The sequence below is a fragment of the Apilactobacillus bombintestini genome (genome assembly GCF_003627035.1).
Lineage (GTDB): Bacteria > Bacillota > Bacilli > Lactobacillales > Lactobacillaceae > Apilactobacillus > Apilactobacillus bombintestini.
In genome coordinates this window covers 1,106,603-1,124,601 of sequence record NZ_CP032626.1, presented here as the reverse complement: position 1 = coordinate 1,124,601, position 17,999 = coordinate 1,106,603, and the positions used below count along the sequence as shown (strand labels likewise).

Here is a 17,999-nt window from a genome sequence, read left to right as displayed (position 1 = left end):
GATACGTATTAAATTATCAATAATAATTATATATTATTTAATAACCTTGTCAAATACGTTGACAAAGAATAATACTAAGAGTATATTTATCACAGTCGAAATTTATAGAGAAAATTATAAAAGAAAAGGGGACAAGCATATGAATGTAGATATGAACGGTAAGAAATATAACAAAACCATGCTAGTAGTTCTACTATTAGTAGGGACATTCTGTACTATTCTTAACCAAACAATTTTGTCTACTGCATTTCCTACATTAATGAAAGCTTTCTCCATTGATACTCCAACAGTACAATGGTTAACTTCTGGATTTATGATGGTAAATGGGGTAGCAATTCCAGTCAGTGCATGGCTATCTAGTCGAGTTAACACTAAATGGCTTTACCTAGGTGCCATGACAGTTTTTGAAATCGGGACCATTATGTCATTTATGGCACCTAACTTTGGTACCTTATTGGCAGGTCGTTTAATCCAAGCATTAGGAGTAGGGGTAACTATGCCTTTACTACAAACTATCATGCTTACTATTTTCCCACCTGAAAAACGTGGGGCAGCCATGGGTCTATCCGGAATCGTAGTTGGTTTAGCACCAGCTATTGGACCTACTTTATCCGGTTGGATCTTAATTAACTACTCATGGCGTGACTTATTCGGAATGATTATTCCTATCGTTGCGGTAGTTATTATTGCAGGACTATTCTTCATGCGTCCATTACTACCTACTAAGAAGTCAGGTATTGATGTGTTATCACTAATCCTATCTACTATTGGATTTGGTAGTGCATTATACGGTTTCTCTGAAGTAGGTACTGACGGTTGGGGAAGCACCACTGTTATTTCTACTTTAATTGTAGGATTTATCTTTATTGCACTATTTGTATGGCGTCAATTAGTAATGGAAAAACCATTCTTAGACATTCGTGTATTAAGAAACAGCAAATTCACTATTGCTACTATTTTATCCACTATTACTATGATGGCATTAGTTGGATTTGAAATGGTTCTTCCTTTATACCTACAAATTATTAGAGGTATGAACGCCTTCCATTCAGGACTAAGCTTATTACTTGGTGCCTTAATGATGGGGGTTGTTTCACCATTCGCCGGATCTATCTTTGATAAATACGGTGCTAAGAAACTAATCACTAGTGGATTACTTACCTTAATTGTTGGAACTATTCCATTTGCATTTATCACTGAAGATACTTCTATTGCATATGTAGTTCTTCTATATGCCGTTAGATCATTTGGTATGTCATTAGTTATGATGCCAGCTACTACTTACGGTATGAATGCTTTAGCTACTGATAAGTTAAACCACGGTACTGCCGTTAACAATACTATTAGACAAGTAGGAGCTTCTATTGCTACTGCCGTATTAGTTTCTATCCTATCTAATGTAACTAACAACCATATGCCAGCTCACAGTTTAATGACTCAAAGTCCATTAGACTACAAAGATTCTATGCTTTCTGCTACTTTAAGTGGTTACCATGCTGCATTCTGGGTAGCTGCATTCCTAGGAATTGTTGGATTAGTATCTTCACTATGGTTACACGATAGAAAACAAGGGGGTAATAACTAATGATTTTAGTCGCTTTAGTCATTTCAACAGTCGCTTTCTTCTTATGTTTTAACCTATTAAATAAGAACAAGGCTTTGCATATTATCTCTTCACTATTTTTCTTGGTATTATTTTTACTTTCTACCTTATTTATTACTTTGAACTTCCACAATCATTTGGGGATGCACAAAGTAACCTTTGAAAAGAAGAGCAGTTTAGTATCCAGTGTTCCTGGTAAAACTATTAATGCTTTAATGTATCAAAACATTGGTACTTCTGGTAAAGATCAAGTAGTTCTATACCGTGCTAATGAAAAACAAGCTAAGCCACAAGCTACTGGTACTGATAAAGTTAAAAATGTGGTAGTAACTAATGCTAAGACTCCTAAGTTAGTTACTAAGACTGTTAAATATGAATACAAGACATCTATGGACCGTTTCTGGTTTGCATGGGCACAAAAGCCAACTCGAGTAAAAACAGTTAACTACTTCTACATGCCAAAAGATTGGATGAAGCTAACTGTAAACCAAGTAAAGGCTTTACCAAATATCATGAAGGAATTATCCGCTAATAGTGGTATGACTACTGAACAAAGACAACAAGCTGCACAACAATATGTACAAGCAGCAGTTGCCAAAGCTATGCAAGCTAACCCTAAGATGTCTGCATCACAAAAACAACAAGTAATTCAAAAGGCTACTTCTGAATACCAGGCTAAGGCTATGAGTCAAATGATGCCTATGGTTAAACAAGCTTTGAAACAAGTTAAATAATCTTGACAATTATTATAAAGCTGATTAATATGATAGTAATTAATATTTAAAGCTAAGAAGTAGTTACAGTATTTAATATGTATCGAGTAATACAGAAACTTGGTGGGGATGCGAACCAAGCGAGCATATTAAAGAATTACACCTATGGAGCTTTTTCGATTTATCGACGGGTCATTTCGTTATTAATGACAAAGAGATCGCAAAAGCGATAATCTGGGTGGTAACGCGGATTAACAAGAAAATTTCGTCCCTGGCAAAGGTATATTTGTCAGGGACTTTTTATTTGGAGGTTTAATATGGATATTATCGATGATTTAAAATGGCGTGGCGCTATTAATCAACAAACTGATGCAGAAGGCCTTAAAAAAGAAGTAAATGAAAAGAAGATTGGTCTATATGCAGGAATTGATCCTACTGGAGACAGTATGCACGTAGGTCACTTAATTCCATTTATGATTTTAAAGAGATTCCAACTAGCTGGATACCATCCAGTAATTTTAATCGGTGGAGCTACTGGTTCCATTGGTGATCCTTCAGGTAAGAAGGCAGAAAGAAAATTACAAAGTATGGAACAAGTTAGACATAATGAAGCTTGCCTAACTAGACAAATGGAAAAGCTATTTGGCCAAGATGGTAGCTTCAAGATTGTTAATAACTACGATTGGACTTCTAAGTTATCATTATTAGACTTCTTACGTGATTACGGTAAATTATTTAACGTTAATACTATGTTAAATAAGGAAATCGTATCTAGTCGTCTAGAAACTGGTATTTCATACACTGAATTTACTTACCAAATTCTACAAGCTATGGACTTTGAACACTTATACAAGGAACATGGTGTAGAACTACAAATTGGTGGTGCTGACCAATGGGGTAACATTACCGGTGGTATTGAATTAATTCATAAGAACCAAGGTTCCGATGCTAAAGCATTTGGTTTAACTATTCCATTAATGCTTAAGGCTGATGGTACTAAGTTCGGTAAAACAGAAGGTGGAGCTGTATGGTTAGATCCTGAAAAGACTACACCTTACGAATTCTACCAATTCTGGATTAATACTGATGATAGGGATGTTATTAAGTACTTGAAGTACTTTACTTTCTTAGGTAAGGACGAAATTGATGAATTAGCTGAAAAGGTTAAGAAAGAACCATGGAAGCGTGAAGCACAACGTCGTCTTGCTGAAGAAGTAACTGAATTCGTTCATGGTAAAGATGCTGTGAAGGAAGCAGAAAACATTACTAATGCATTATTCTCAGGAAACATTAAAGATTTAACTACTCAAGAAGTAGAAACTGGTTTCAAGAACATGCCTTCAGTAGAAGTAAGTGCAGACAAGAAGAACATCGTTGAATGGTTAGTAGATGATACTAAGATTGAAAAATCAAGAAGACAAGCCAGAGAAGATGTTAATAATGGAGCTATTAGAATTAATGGAGATAAAGTAACTGATACTGATTTCGAAATTGATCCATCTGCTTCATTTGATGGTAAGTTCGTAGTAGTTAGAAGAGGTAAGAAGAAGTACTTCCTAGCTAGAATTAAATAATTTAGATACGCAAAAGCGCCGGTGAATAGCATCGGCGCTTTTTTATTTAAAAAAGTTGTATTTTATGGTTGACTTTATGCTCTATAGTTGGCATAATTATTAATGCTGTTGATGAGACAGAAAGCCAAAACGATTTATATTAATTGTTTAAAAAAGTTAATATTTAGTTGTTGACTTTTGATCGACAAGATGGCATAATAATTATTGTTGTCGTTGCGATAGAGCAAATGATAACAAAACAGTTTAAAAATTAATTATAAAAAGTTGTTGACGTTAAGTTGATAACATGATATAATTAGTAAGCTGGCTGATAAAGCTGGTAATCAAATTGGTAGATCTTTGAAAACTGAACAAGATTGATAATTCGATGATGTGTAAGGAATCTTATAACAAAGTTATAAGAATTAAACATTGCGAAGTCAATTCGCTTATAAAATAACAATTTATTCAGAAGAGCTAAGTTAAGCTTTTCATCTTTTAAGATGAGAGTTTGATCCTGGCTCAGGACGAACGCTGGCGGCGTGCCTAATACATGCAAGTCGAACGAGCTCTCCCAAAATTGATTTTATGCTTGCATAAATGATTTTTTGGATTCGGAGCGAGTGGCGAACTGGTGAGTAACACGTGGGTAACCTGCCCTTAAGTGGGGGATAACATTTGGAAACAAATGCTAATACCGCATATGAATTAAAACCGCATGGTTTTAATTTGAAAGATGGCTCTGCTATCACTTTTGGATGGACCCGCGCCGTATTAGCTAGTTGGTGAGATAAAAGCCCACCAAGGCGATGATACGTAGCCGACCTGAGAGGGTAATCGGCCACATTGGGACTGAGACACGGCCCAGACTCCTACGGGAGGCAGCAGTAGGGAATCTTCCACAATGGACGAAAGTCTGATGGAGCAACGCCGCGTGAGTGATGAAGGGTTTCGGCTCGTAAAACTCTGTTGTTAAAGAAGAACAAGTGTAAGAGTAACTGTTTACGCTTTGACGGTATTTAACCAGAAAGCCACGGCTAACTACGTGCCAGCAGCCGCGGTAATACGTAGGTGGCAAGCGTTGTCCGGATTTATTGGGCGTAAAGCGAGCGCAGGCGGTCTTGTAAGTCTGCTGTGAAAGCCCTCAGCTTAACTGAGGAAGTGCAGTGGAAACTACGAGACTTGAGTACAGAAGAGGAAAGTGGAACTCCATGTGTAGCGGTGAAATGCGTAGATATATGGAAGAACACCAGTGGCGAAGGCGGCTTTCTGGTCTGTTACTGACGCTGAGGCTCGAAAGCATGGGTAGCGAACAGGATTAGATACCCTGGTAGTCCATGCCGTAAACGATGAATGCTAGGTGTTGGAGGGTTTCCGCCCTTCAGTGCCGCAGCTAACGCATTAAGCATTCCGCCTGGGGAGTACGACCGCAAGGTTGAAACTCAAAGGAATTGACGGGGGCCCGCACAAGTGGTGGAGCATGTGGTTTAATTCGATGCTACGCGAAGAACCTTACCAGGTCTTGACATCTTCTGCCAACCTAAGAGATTAGGCGTTCCCTTCGGGGACAGAATGACAGGTGGTGCATGGTTGTCGTCAGCTCGTGTCGTGAGATGTTGGGTTAAGTCCCGCAACGAGCGCAACCCTTATTATTAGTTGCCAGCATTTAGTTGGGCACTCTAGTGAGACTGCCGGTGATAAACCGGAGGAAGGTGGGGATGACGTCAAATCATCATGCCCCTTATGACCTGGGCTACACACGTGCTACAATGGATGGTACAACGAGTCGCAAAACCGCGAGGTCAAGCTAATCTCTTAAAGCCATTCTCAGTTCGGATTGCAGGCTGCAACTCGCCTGCATGAAGTTGGAATCACTAGTAATCGTGGATCAGCATGCCACGGTGAATACGTTCCCGGGCCTTGTACACACCGCCCGTCACACCATGAGAGTTTGTAACACCCAAAGACGATGGGGTAACCTTCGGGAGCCAGTCGTCTAAGGTGGGACAGATGATTAGGGTGAAGTCGTAACAAGGTAGCCGTAGGAGAACCTGCGGCTGGATCACCTCCTTTCTAAGGAAAATTTCGGAAACTTACATTAGAATGTATCAATCTTATTCAGTTTTGAGAGGTTTACCTCTCTAACTTGGTTCTTTGAAAACTAGATATTATTTAATTTCTATATTGAATTTGTATTTAATACAATTTCAACCGAGAACACCGCGTTATTTTGAGTTTTAAAATATAGTTTATTCGTAATACTCAATTAACCAAACATCACGTAGTGATGAATAGGTTAAGTTATGAAGGGCGCATGGTGGATGCCTTGGCACTAGGAGCCGATGAAGGACGGGACTAACACCGATATGCTTCGGGGAGCTGTACGTAAGCTTTGATCCGGAGATTTCCGAATGAGGAAACTCAATAATCTTAATCGATTATTACTAATTAATGAACTGAGTAGTTAATTAGAGGCAGACGTGGGGAACTGAAACATCTCAGTACCCACAGGAAGAGAAAGAAATTTCGATTCCCTAAGTAGCGGCGAGCGAACGGGGAACAGCTCAAACCAAAGAGCTTGCTCTTTGGGGTTGTAGGACTGAACATTTGAGTTACCAAGTTAATTGATAGTCGAATTATCTGGGAAGTTAAGCGATACAGGGTGATAGCCCCGTAGACGAAATCAATTAACCTCAGTTCAGGATCCTGAGTACGGCGACACACGTGAAACGTCGTCGGAAACCGGGAGGACCATCTCCCAAAGCTAAATACTCCCTAGTGACCGATAGTGAACCAGTACCGTGAGGGAAAGGTGAAAAGCACCCCGGAAGGGGAGTGAAATAGTTCCTGAAACCATGTGCCTACAAGCAGTCAGAGCTCGTTAATGAGTGATGGCGTGCCTCTTGTAGAATGAACCGGCGAGTTATGTTAACATGCAAGGTTAAGACGGAAAGATCGGAGCCGTAGCGAAAGCGAGTCTGAATAGGGCGTTACAGTATGTTGAGATAGACCCGAAACCAGGTGATCTACCCATGTTCAGGCTGAAAGTGCGGTAAAACGCACCGGAGGGCCGAACCCGTGTACGTTGAAAAGTGCTGGGATGAAATGTGGGTAGCGGTGAAATTCCAAACGAACTTGGAGATAGCTGGTTCTCTCCGAAATAGCTTTAGGGCTAGCCTCGGACTTAGAATCATGGAGGTAGAGCCACTGTTTGGATGAGGGGCCCGTCATGGGTTACTGAATTCAGATAAACTCCGAATACCATTGATTTATATGTCCGGGAGTCAGACGATGAGTGATAAGATCCACCGTCGAAAGGGGAACAGCCCAGACCACCAATTAAGGTCCCTAAATATATGCTGAGTGGAAAAGGATGTGAAGTTGCATAGACAACTAGGATGTTGGCTCAGAAGCAGCCACCATTTAAAGAGTGCGTAATAGCTCACTAGTCGAGTGATTTTGCGCCGAAAATTTACCGGGGCTAAGCATATTACCGAGATTGTGGACATGACGTAGTCATGTGATAGGAGAGCGTTCTAAGGGCAACGAAGTTGGACCGCAAGGACTGATGGAGCGCTTAGAAGTGAGAATGCCGGTATGAGTAGCGAAAGAATAGTGAGAATCTATTCCACCGATTGACTAAGGTTTCCTGGGGAAGGCTCGTCCTCCCAGGGTAAGTCGGGACCTAAGCCGAGGCCTAGAGGCGTAGGCGATGGATAACAGGTTGAGATTCCTGTACTAGTTAATTATGTTTGAACGATGGAGGGACGCAGAAGGCTAACCCATGCACACTGTTGGATATGTGTGTTCAAGTGATAAGTCAGTTGATGAGTGAAATGCTTATCAGCGTGTTGACAAGTCATGATGAGGATCGAAATAAAGTAGAGAAGTGGGTCATGTCACGCTGCCGAGAAAAGCTTCTAGTGAGTAATTAACTACCCGTACCGCAAACCGACACAGGTAGTCAAGGAGAGTATCCTAAGGTGAGCGAGTGAACTCTCGTTAAGGAACTCGGCAAAATGACCCCGTAACTTCGGGAGAAGGGGTGCTACACGCAAGTGTAGCCGCAGTGAAAAGGCTCAGGCGACTGTTTATCAAAAACACAGGTTTCTGCAAAATCGTAAGATGAAGTATAGGGGCTGACGCCTGCCCGGTGCTGGAAGGTTAAGCGGATGAGTTAGCTTCGGCGAAGCTCAGAAGCGAAGCCCCAGTAAACGGCGGCCGTAACTATAACGGTCCTAAGGTAGCGAAATTCCTTGTCGGGTAAGTTCCGACCCGCACGAAAGGCGTAACGATCTGAGCACTGTCTCAACGAGAGACTCGGTGAAATTGAGATACCTGTGAAGAAGCAGGTTACCCGCGACAGGACGGAAAGACCCCATGGAGCTTTACTGTAATTTGATATTGGGTGTTGACATAGCTTGTACAGGATAGGTAGGAGCCGTGGAAACCGGAACGCTAGTTTCGGTGGAGGCATTGTTGGGATACTACCCTCGCTGTGCTAACACTCTAACCCGCGCCACTGAACGTGGCGGGAGACAGTGTCTGATTGGCAGTTTGACTGGGGCGGTCGCCTCCCAAACAGTAACGGAGGCGCCCAAAGGTTCCCTCAGAATGGTTGGAAATCATTCATCGAGTGTAAAGGCAAAAGGGAGCTTGACTGCGAGACAGACAGGTCGAGCAGGGACGAAAGTCGGGCTTAGTGATCCGGTGGTTCCGCATGGAAGGGCCATCGCTCAACGGATAAAAGCTACCCTGGGGATAACAGGCTTATCTCCCCCAAGAGTTCACATCGACGGGGAGGTTTGGCACCTCGATGTCGGCTCATCGCATCCTGGGGCTGTAGTTGGTCCCAAGGGTTGGGCTGTTCGCCCATTAAAGCGGTACGCGAGCTGGGTTCAGAACGTCGTGAGACAGTTCGGTCCCTATCCGTCGCGGGCGTAGGAAATTTGAGGGAAGCTGTCTCTAGTACGAGAGGACCGAGATGGACATACCGCTGGTGTACCAGTTGTCCTGCCAAGGGCACCGCTGGGTAGCTATGTATGGATGAGATAAACGCTGAAAGCATCTAAGTGTGAAACCGACCCCGAGATGAAATTTCCCATTCCTTTATGGAAGTAAGACCCCTAAGAGATGATTAGGTAGATAGGCTAGAAGTGGAAGTGCAGCAATGTATGGAGCGGACTAGTACTAATTGGTCGAGGACTTAACCAAGTAAGGTAAGTATCGGAGAAGTAAATAATATCTAGTTTTGAGAGAACGAAGTTCTTTCAAATAAAATAGTGTGGTGGCGATAGCTAGAAGGACACACCTGTTCCCATGCCGAACACAGAAGTTAAGCTTCTAAACGCCGAGAGTAGTTGAGGGATCGCCCTCTGCAAGGGTAGGACGTCGCCGCGCAATAAATATAAAAGGTCTTCGGTTTTTATCGAAGGCCTTTTATTTAATATTGCCGTTTTAGCTCAGGAGGTAGAGCGTTTCCATGGTAAGGAAGAGGTCCCGGGTTCAAATCCCGGAAACGGCTTCTATATAAAATGAACATAAACTAAAAGAGACTAACCGTTTGGCTAGTCTCTTTTTTATTTACATGCTGTGATTAATTTTTAAGTTTTCCATAGCTAGATGTGAATTAGCAATTACTGGAGAAACTTTACCGATACTGATCATAGTTAAACTATGCATAGCTCTAGTAGCGATGGTATATAAAATACCTACATATTTTTCGTTTGGATAATTTTCTTCAGATACATTCCAAGAAATTACTGAATCAAATTCTAGTCCCTTAGCTAAATAAATAGGCATAATGACTACTCCTTTAGGTAAGGATGAATCAGTATCAGATAACAAGTTAGGATGTAACTCATGATAAGTGTGTTGGTGAAGGCTTTCGGCTTCTTTTAAGTTCTTAGTGATAATAGCCACTGTACCTTCTTCTTTTAATTCACGCTTAGCAGTTTTAATTAATGCATCCATAGCTTGATCTTCATCATAACGAATAATGATTTCTGGATCTTTTCCAGGACGGTTAAATGCTTCTATATCATCACCATTAGGTAACATGGATTTAGCAAAATTAGTAATAGGATAAGTAGAACGGTAAGAACGACGTAGAGTAATTAAACGAGATTTCTTAGTAGCAAATGCTTCATTTAATTTACTTAATAATTCTTCCGGTGCTTGTACTTCTTTAAATAATGCTTGTTCACTGTCACCAATTAAATTAATTTTGGTATTAGGGAAAGCATGTTTAATATAAACTAATTGAGCAATGGAATAATCTTGCATTTCATCAACGAATAGATATTGCATGTTACGGTTTTGACCGCCACCTACCATTAAGTCACGCAAATAAAGTAGGGGAGTAGCATTATCTAACTTGATACGATGTAATTCCAATAAGGAATCAAATGCTTTAATAGATTTATGCCATTCTGCACTGCTTACATCTATTGGGTAGTTAACTTGGTGCATAAACCTCATATATTGAACATATGGGTCGAAGAATGCGCCATTGAAAATAGCATCATATACTTTTCTGAAGTGTTGTGTAGCTATTTGTTTAGCAATAAAGAATCTTTCATCATCTTCATCTTGGAAACTACCTAATTCATGTCCAATCATAAAGTCATGATATTGTTCTGAATTTAATTGATCAATTTCATTATCTACCCATGGTTTGTAAGCTTCTACTTCTACACGTTTCTTTAATATTTCAATCAAACGATTCTTAGTACGTAAAAACTTTTCTGCAGGCTTTAATAATTTAGGTTGTGAAGCATAGATGTCGCGAATGACGTCGCTATCAAAGAATGCATATCCATCAATCATGATATCTTGAAATGCCATATCAGCAGGTTTTAAGTTATTTACATAATCATAAATCATTTGCATGTATTGATGACTTTCTTTGAAGTCGTGAATACTTTTGGCTTCGTCAGAAATGACATCTTTCTTTTCATATTGTTCAAATAGACTTTCTACTTTAAGTCCTTCCATACGATGATCAATGAATTCTTGTAGAGTAACCTGACGCATGTTACGTTCACCTAAACTAGGTAAAACATCAGAAATATAGTGAGAGAACAAGCGGTTAGGTGAGAACAAAATAATTTGATCTGCTTGTAAAGAACTACGACTGTGATATAGCAAAAAGGCAATTCGTTGTAAGATAGCAGATGTTTTACCTGATCCAGCAACTCCTTGTACTACTAACAAATCGTTGTAAGTATCACGGATGATATCGTTTTGTTCCTTTTGAATAGTAGAAACAATATTTTGCATTACTTCATCGTGTTGTTGTCCTAACACGTTCTGTAGCATTTCATCACCCACGGTTTCATTAGTATCAAACATATTGTTGATCTTTCCGTGTGATATTTGAAATTGACGTTTTAATTTTAAGTTAGTTGATTGATTTCCAGCCGGTGTTTTGTAAGCCACCTTACCTAAAGTACCGTTATAGTAGATACTAGAAATAGGGGCACGCCAATCATAGACCAGAAAATTTTCTTTATTATCTACAAATGATGCAGTCCCAATATATAAGCTTTCCGGTTTGTCATCCGGACTGTCTTGAATATCAATACGTCCAAAGTATGGTGAGTCGGCCAATTTTTTATAAGTATCCAATTGATTTTTAACAATGGATTCACTTTGTACTACTTTATTAACTAATCCTCTTTGTTGTTGCAAATCGGCAGCAGTTTCAATACGGTCATCGACTTCGACATAGTTAACAGAAGTATTGTTACCGTAGTTTTGTTGAACACGTTTTGTTTCGTTATGGGCTTTTTCATATTCTAATTGGGTTTTATCAATTCTTTTATCGATTTTGTTAACCACATCATCCACACGACGTTGCTCATTTTCTTGGTCTTTACTTGCCATGTTATCCTCCTATTTATATTTTTAAAATTCGTACAATTATGCTCAACAATTTTAATGAGATTTGGCCTAAATGTCAATTAATATCCTTTTTGACATGCCCTATTAAATCCAGTAAAATATAGTTGTTATAAGTAGAAGTAGCGATGTCGACTAACAGGGAGATTGCGGGTACTGAAAGCAATCATGACTAGCGAAATGGAGAAAAAAAGGTATGCACCTTTATCGCAGAGCGGCAGATAGAATTATTATCTGCAAATTAGGTGGTACCGCGTTAAAAGCGTCCTATTGTTGTTTATAACAATGGGTCGCTTTTTTTAGAAAGGAAGATAATAATGACAGAAAAAAAGGTTATTTTAACTGGTGATCGTCCAACAGGTAAGTTACACATTGGACATTACGTAGGTTCATTAAAAAACCGTGTTCAACTACAAAATTCTGGTAAATATGATACCAATATTATGATTGCGGATATGCAAGCATTAACCGATAATGCTCGTGATCCAGAAAAGATTAGAAATTCACTATTACAAGTAGCATTGGATTACTTGGCGGTAGGAATTGATCCTGAAAAGTCTACTATTTTAGTACAATCACAAATTCCTGCATTAAATGAATTAACTATGCACTATTTAAACTTAGTTTCAGTAAACCGTTTGAAGAGAAACCCAACTGTTAAAACTGAAATTAAACAAAAGAAGTTCGGTGAAAGTGTACCAGCTGGATTCTTCATTTACCCAGTAAGTCAAGCTGCTGATATTACTGCTTTTAAAGCCGACACAGTTCCAGTAGGTGAAGACCAAGAACCTATGCTAGAACAAACTAGAGAAATCGTAAGAAGCATCAATGGTATTTACGGTAAAGATATTTTAGTAGAACCTGAAGGCTACTTCCCACCAAAGGGAATGGGTAGAATTCCTGGTCTAGATGGTAACGCTAAGATGAGTAAGTCATTAGACAATTGTATCTACCTATCTGATGATGCTGATACCATCCAAAAGAAAGTTATGTCTATGTACACTGATCCTAACCATATTCACGTGGAAGATCCTGGTAAGGTAGAAGGCAACACTGTCTTTACTTACTTAGACATCTTTGCTGACGATAAAGCTAAAGTAGCTGAATTAAAAGAACAATATCGTCACGGTGGTTTAGGTGATGTTAAGATTAAACGTTACTTAAATGAAGTTTTACAAGCTGAATTAAAACCTATTAGAGAACGTCGTGAACGTTTTGCTGAAGATCCACAAGCAGTTTACGATATCCTAAAAGCTGGTAGTGAAAAAGCTAATAAAGTAGCTACACAAACTCTAGACGAAGTTAGAGACGCTATTGGAATTAATTACTTCAAATAATCGACGAAAGATAGAAATTTAGGGTGAATGGGATGCAAAATTTAGTAATTGTCGATATTGGTTCGAACTCTTCTCGAATGTCCATTTACCAAATTTCAGAAGACGGTTATTGTGAGGAAATTAAGCGCTGTAAGAGTGATAGTCGTCTGTCTGAAGGAATGGGTAAAGATAAGGTATTACAACCAGTTGCCATTAATCGCACTATCAATTCATTGAAATCATTTAAACAAACTTATAGCTCTATGAAAAACGTTACGGTGATGACTATTGCTACAGCAGCAGTTAGACAAGCAGCTAACCAAAAAGCATTTATTCGTAAAGTTCGCAAAAAAGTGGGTTTAAATATTCGTGTATTATCAGGTCGTCAAGAAGCTTATTACGACTATTTAGGAGTAGTAAATAAGATTAAAATGAACGACTATATGATTATGGATATAGGTGGTGCCAGTATTGAGCTAGTAAGAGTTCAAGGCAAGAAACGTCGTGATTTAATCAGTGTGCCAGTAGGTGCCGTTAACATTTCAGAACGTTTCAATTTGAATAACCATGTACCAGCTGCCAGTCTTTTTAGTGCCCAACGATTTTTAAAAGATGTTTTCCATCGAGTTCCTTGGTTGAAGAAAGCTGATCATTATCAACTGGTAGTGTTAGGGGGAGCTGCTCGAACCTTAGCACGCATTAATCAAAACCATCAACGCTTTAGAAATAATGATACTTTAAATGGGTATCACTTAAATCAACATCGAGTGTTATCTACCTTTGAATATTTATTACGCAATGATTTAAAACACCGTAAACAAATTCGTGGATTAGAATCGGAACGAGCCGACATAATTTTAGGTGGCTTGCTTCCATTAATAACCGTTATTGATGAATTAGATTCCAGACGAATTGTTTTCTCTGAAGGTGGCGTAAGAGAAGGCTTGATTAATGAATATATTAGAAAGCACTATAAAAATTATTAATCGGGTTTTTAATCCTAACTGGGTTAAAAACCTTTTTAAATCCCAGATATAAAAATAAATGTTATCATAGCAACAGAATGAATACGGAGGTGTCCATATGAGCACATTTAAACATTTTTACCATCGTGATTATGATCAAAAACTAGCATTACTTAGTGATTTTGCTAATTTATCAGACTCACAAGTTGAACAATTTAAAAAAGACTATTCAGCTAACAACGATAATTTAATTGAAAATTACGTAACTAATTATTCCTTACCAGAAGGGGTTGCGGTTAATTTCGTAGTAAACCATAAAAACTACGTAGCACCTATGGTAACGGAAGAACCATCAGTAATTGCTGCTGCCAGCAATGGAGCACGTTTATTGAGTAAAAATGATAGCCTTACTGCAGAAGTTTTGGGTCATAATTTAATGGGACAAATTGTGGTTAAAACTGACGAAGCCAATTTAATGATGGGCTTTGTGAGAACCCATAATGATGAAATGTTAGATGTGGCCAATCAAGCACATCCTTCTATTCTTAAATATGGTGGCGGAGCACAAAGAATTCGCGTTCGTAAATTAGATGAACATTACGTTTCTATCGATTTGTTTGTGAACGTGGGCGAGGCTATGGGAGCTAATATGATGAATTCTATGTTAGAAACTTTAGCCAGCTTTGTGGAAACCCGTTTTCCTAACCAAGTTTTGATGAGTATTTTATCTAACTATGCTGAAGATTGCTTGGTAAAAGTTACCGGTAGCGTTGCTTTTAATCAATTAGGTACTGGAGATATCAGTGGTAAAGATGTTGCCAGAAAAATTGAAGAAGCTTCCCATATTGCACAAATTGATAAGTATCGTGCTACCACACATAATAAAGGTATTATGAACGGTGTAGATGCTATCGTTATGGCTATGGGAAATGATTGGCGTGCCGTAGAATCCAGTGTACATGCTTACGCAAGTAGGGATGGTCAATACCGTGGATTAAGTAATTGGCATCGTGTAGATGATAAATTGGTAGGTGAAATGACTTTACCATTGTCATTAGGCTTTGTAGGTGGTGCTGTGAAGGTATTGCCTAAAGTAAAAATCAATCAACAACTAGCTACGGTGCAATCCAAAGATGAATTAGCTAAATTGGTAGCAGCAGTCGGATTATCACAAAACTTAGCTGCATTAAAAGCTTTAGTTACTGAAGGTATCCAAAAAGGTCACATGAATTTACAATTAAATTCATTGGCTATGACTGCCGGTGCTGAACCTAGTGAAGTTTCTCGCTTGGTAACTGCTATGAAACACCAAAATAAAAAAGATTTAAATTCTGCAAAAGAATTATTAAAACAAATCAGAAATAACGATGAGGGTGAATAGAAATGAATATTGAGTTAAATGATGATACACAAAGTTTAATTAACGTAGTTAACAAATTTTTCCCAGGAAAAGTAGAAGTTCAATTTATTGGACAATTACAATCTGGCTACGTTAGACATGATCAAGCACAAGTAGTACAAGATGGTAAAAACTTATTTGTACAAGTTTCTGATTTATCAGCTCCTAACTACACTGCTTCTCATGAATTACTACATTTATTAATGACACTTCGTGGTTTCCCACAAGTATTCTTTAGTTTATCCACTGGTGATGACAGTCTAGATGAACAACTAGAAATTATGGGTACTGAATTGTTTGATATCGTTGCTCACTTCGTAGTGGTATCAGAACAACGTAAACATGGTTTAATTACTGATGATATTGAAAAAATGTATCTAAAGGGTATTCAAAACACCATTGAGCCAGAACCTAAAGAATTAGATAACGCTATGGAATTAAGATTATTAACCTTAATTGATGCGCACGTATTCTACGGTGACAAGTTTGATGACTTTGCTAGACCTACTTTAGAAAAAGATTACCCAGTAGCATTAAAAGCTGCCGATAAGATTTACGAAATTATCACTAAGAAACCAACTGATTCACCATTTGGTTTAAGAAGAAATGTAGTTAAATTGTTCCGTGCATTTGATGAACAATTAACTGCTTGGGGACTACCAGCATTGCATAACAATGAATATGCAACTATTTCTAGTGTAGTTTCTGAACGTCAATTGAATTTGAATGTAAAACAACAATTTGAAATTTTCCATTCAGAATTACACGACAAAAAGACTAACCGTCGTGCCTATGTAGGATTTAACAAGAGTGATGATCAAAACTCATTTGTAATTCCTGCACCAACTGGTATGGATGATAGTCCTGAATACTTCAAGAAGTTATATGCTTTATCAGTTAAAGACTTATTTAAAGAACTAAAAATGCCATACATTATTAGAAAATAATTGAGGAGGCTTTTTTGATGGATACGCAAATACAATCATTATTTGATAATGCTAAACATATCGTTTTTCTAACAGGAGCGGGAGTTTCTACTGCTTCACATATTCCAGATTATCGTTCTAAGAATGGTTTATATTCTACCGATACTACTGGGAAACCTGCGGAATATTACTTAAGCCACGCATGTTTAAATAATGAACCGGATGTCTTTTATACATTCGTAAAGGAAAATATGTATTATCCAGATGCCAAGCCTAACGTTATTCACGAAAAGCAGGCGGAACTAACTCGCCAAGATCGTGCTAGTGTAATTACCCAAAATGTGGATGATTTATACAACAAAGTAGATACTAAGCACTTAGTAGAATTTCACGGTAATTTGTATCATGTATACTGCCAAAAATGTAAGAAAGCAGTTGATTGGCATGAATACTTAGAAAGTGATGTTCATAAGGGATGCGGTGGTATTTTACGTCCAGGTATCGTTTTATATGATGAAGGACTTAACCAAAAGAATATCGTAGATAGTATTCAATTAATGCAACAAGCTGATTTAGTAGTTATTGTGGGTACTTCTATGCGTGTATATCCTTTTGCTGGATTATTGGACTACCGTAATCCTTCTGCACCGGTCTTAGCTATAAATCAAGAAAAATTAAATTTAGGCATTGATTTTACTATGATTCAACAAGATGCTTCTAAATTCTTTGACGATTTAAATTGCTAGAAAAGAGACACTGAGATGATTACTTTAGGAGTTACTACCTGGACCGAACATCCTGCATTAATTAACGGCGAAAAACGTCCAGTTAAATTAAATGAGTATGCAGCACATTTTCCCGTAGTAGAAGTGGATACACCATTTTATGGAATCCCACAGGAAAAGACCGTACGTAATTGGATGCACCAAGTACCCGATGCTTTTCAATTTATTTTAAAAGCAAATCAATTAATGACTAAACATGATTTACGGTCAAACATGCCTGCAGATGATCAACAACGTCAACAAGCGTTTGCGGATTATGTAGAGATGATTAAGCCTTTAATGGCTAGTCATCAGTTAAAGACAGTATTATTTCAATTTCCACCATACTTTGCTAGAAATAATGAAAACATTCGTTATTTACTTTCCGTTAGACAGTTGATGGGACGCGATGTACCTATTGCGGTAGAATTTAGAAATAATACTTGGACAGATAAATCTATGCAGTCATCAATTAAAAATTATTTAAAGCGTCTAGGAATGACGATGGTAATTGCTGATGAACCACACAACATTAATAACGGAATCGAAATGGTTCCTATGGTAACTACTAGTAAATTAGCTTTATTGCGTTTACATGGTAGAAATGCGCAAGGGTGGTTTAATCAAGATGCCAATTGGCGTAGTCAAAGAACGCTTTATAACTATAATCAAGATGAGCTTAAACAGTTTGCCCAAATGGTGACTAAATTAAATCAAGAAGCCGATGAAGTTTGTGTGATTTTTAATAATAATTCGGGTAGGGATGCAGCGCCTAATGCACTTGCTCTAAAAGAATTATTACACGTTAAATTTAATAATTTAGCACCTATGCAACTAGATTTGTTTTAAGAGCAATAT

At 38.4% G+C, this 17,999-nt stretch carries 10 protein-coding genes, 1 tRNA gene and 3 rRNA genes; 13 read left to right on the top strand and 1 reads right to left on the bottom strand.

The genetic code is table 11. From position 1 onward, the window contains the following. Positions 1 to 139: 139 nt before the first annotated feature. The 7 genes from D7I45_RS05605 to D7I45_RS05575 all read left to right on the top strand — a co-directional run bounded on the left by D7I45_RS05605 (position 140) and on the right by D7I45_RS05575 (position 9,393). Positions 140 to 1,585 (top strand): MDR family MFS transporter, encoded by a 1,446-nt coding sequence (locus D7I45_RS05605; protein WP_120784730.1) that lies wholly within the window; start codon positions 140 to 142, stop codon positions 1,583 to 1,585. Continuing rightward, positions 1,585 to 2,337: a DUF4811 domain-containing protein gene (locus D7I45_RS05600; protein ID WP_120784729.1), complete on the top strand. Its 753-nt coding sequence runs from the start codon at positions 1,585 to 1,587 to the stop codon at positions 2,335 to 2,337. Before D7I45_RS05605 ends, D7I45_RS05600 begins: the two co-directional genes overlap by 1 nt. 296 nt (positions 2,338 to 2,633) lie before the next feature. Further along, a complete protein-coding gene (tyrS, locus tag D7I45_RS05595; protein ID WP_120784728.1) occupies positions 2,634 to 3,890 on the top strand; it encodes a tyrosine--tRNA ligase in 1,257 nt (418 codons plus the stop codon). A 478-nt stretch (positions 3,891 to 4,368) separates the two neighbouring features. After that, positions 4,369 to 5,942, top strand: a 16S ribosomal RNA gene (locus D7I45_RS05590). Positions 5,943 to 6,163: 221 nt separating this feature from the next. Continuing rightward, a 23S ribosomal RNA gene (locus D7I45_RS05585) occupies positions 6,164 to 9,083 on the top strand. A 69-nt stretch (positions 9,084 to 9,152) separates the two neighbouring features. Further along, a 5S ribosomal RNA gene (gene rrf, locus D7I45_RS05580) occupies positions 9,153 to 9,269 on the top strand. Together the 16S, 23S and 5S rRNA genes with 1 tRNA gene alongside form the textbook arrangement of a ribosomal RNA operon. A 51-nt stretch (positions 9,270 to 9,320) precedes the next feature. After that, positions 9,321 to 9,393: transfer RNA gene (locus D7I45_RS05575), tRNA-Thr, on the top strand. A gap of 59 nt (positions 9,394 to 9,452) precedes the next feature. Here D7I45_RS05575 and helD read toward each other — a convergent pair. After that, complete coding sequence (gene helD / locus D7I45_RS05570) at positions 9,453 to 11,756, bottom strand: RNA polymerase recycling motor HelD (protein WP_120784727.1); 2,304 nt, start codon at positions 11,754 to 11,756, stop codon at positions 9,453 to 9,455. A 332-nt stretch (positions 11,757 to 12,088) separates the two neighbouring features. Here helD and trpS point away from each other — a divergent pair, with 332 nt between their 5' ends. The 6 genes from trpS to D7I45_RS05540 all read left to right on the top strand — a co-directional run bounded on the left by trpS (position 12,089) and on the right by D7I45_RS05540 (position 17,990). Continuing rightward, positions 12,089 to 13,108 (top strand): tryptophan--tRNA ligase, encoded by a 1,020-nt coding sequence (trpS, locus tag D7I45_RS05565; protein WP_120784726.1) that lies wholly within the window; start codon positions 12,089 to 12,091, stop codon positions 13,106 to 13,108. Positions 13,109 to 13,140: 32 nt separating this feature from the next. Beyond that, entirely contained in the window at positions 13,141 to 14,073 is a 933-nt protein-coding gene (locus D7I45_RS05560) for a Ppx/GppA family phosphatase (protein ID WP_120784725.1), read from the top strand. Between the two features lie 97 nt (positions 14,074 to 14,170). Continuing rightward, positions 14,171 to 15,433: a hydroxymethylglutaryl-CoA reductase, degradative gene (locus tag D7I45_RS05555; RefSeq protein ID WP_120784724.1), complete on the top strand. Its 1,263-nt coding sequence runs from the start codon at positions 14,171 to 14,173 to the stop codon at positions 15,431 to 15,433. Positions 15,434 to 15,435: 2 nt separating this feature from the next. Further along, complete coding sequence (locus tag D7I45_RS05550) at positions 15,436 to 16,398, top strand: IpaB/EvcA family protein (protein WP_120784723.1); 963 nt, start codon at positions 15,436 to 15,438, stop codon at positions 16,396 to 16,398. A gap of 17 nt (positions 16,399 to 16,415) precedes the next feature. After that, complete coding sequence (locus D7I45_RS05545) at positions 16,416 to 17,123, top strand: NAD-dependent protein deacylase (protein WP_422664724.1); 708 nt, start codon at positions 16,416 to 16,418, stop codon at positions 17,121 to 17,123. Positions 17,124 to 17,138: 15 nt separating this feature from the next. Next, positions 17,139 to 17,990 (top strand): DUF72 domain-containing protein, encoded by an 852-nt coding sequence (locus tag D7I45_RS05540; RefSeq protein WP_120784721.1) that lies wholly within the window; start codon positions 17,139 to 17,141, stop codon positions 17,988 to 17,990. Positions 17,991 to 17,999: the final 9 nt, after the last annotated feature.

Excerpts from the sequence above, each read along its gene's own strand:
- D7I45_RS05545 (WP_422664724.1), top strand. The coding sequence starts at position 16,416 with ATGGATACGCAAATACAATCATTATTTGATAATGCTAAACATATCGTT.
- D7I45_RS05550 (WP_120784723.1), top strand. The coding sequence starts at position 15,436 with ATGAATATTGAGTTAAATGATGATACACAAAGTTTAATTAACGTAGTT.
- trpS (WP_120784726.1), top strand. The coding sequence starts at position 12,089 with ATGACAGAAAAAAAGGTTATTTTAACTGGTGATCGTCCAACAGGTAAG.
- D7I45_RS05540 (WP_120784721.1), top strand. The coding sequence starts at position 17,139 with ATGATTACTTTAGGAGTTACTACCTGGACCGAACATCCTGCATTAATT.
- D7I45_RS05600 (WP_120784729.1), top strand. The coding sequence starts at position 1,585 with ATGATTTTAGTCGCTTTAGTCATTTCAACAGTCGCTTTCTTCTTATGT.
- D7I45_RS05555 (WP_120784724.1), top strand. The coding sequence starts at position 14,171 with ATGAGCACATTTAAACATTTTTACCATCGTGATTATGATCAAAAACTA.
- D7I45_RS05560 (WP_120784725.1), top strand. The coding sequence starts at position 13,141 with ATGCAAAATTTAGTAATTGTCGATATTGGTTCGAACTCTTCTCGAATG.
- tyrS (WP_120784728.1), top strand. The coding sequence starts at position 2,634 with ATGGATATTATCGATGATTTAAAATGGCGTGGCGCTATTAATCAACAA.
- helD (WP_120784727.1), bottom strand. The coding sequence starts at position 11,756 with ATGGCAAGTAAAGACCAAGAAAATGAGCAACGTCGTGTGGATGATGTG.
- D7I45_RS05605 (WP_120784730.1), top strand. The coding sequence starts at position 140 with ATGAATGTAGATATGAACGGTAAGAAATATAACAAAACCATGCTAGTA.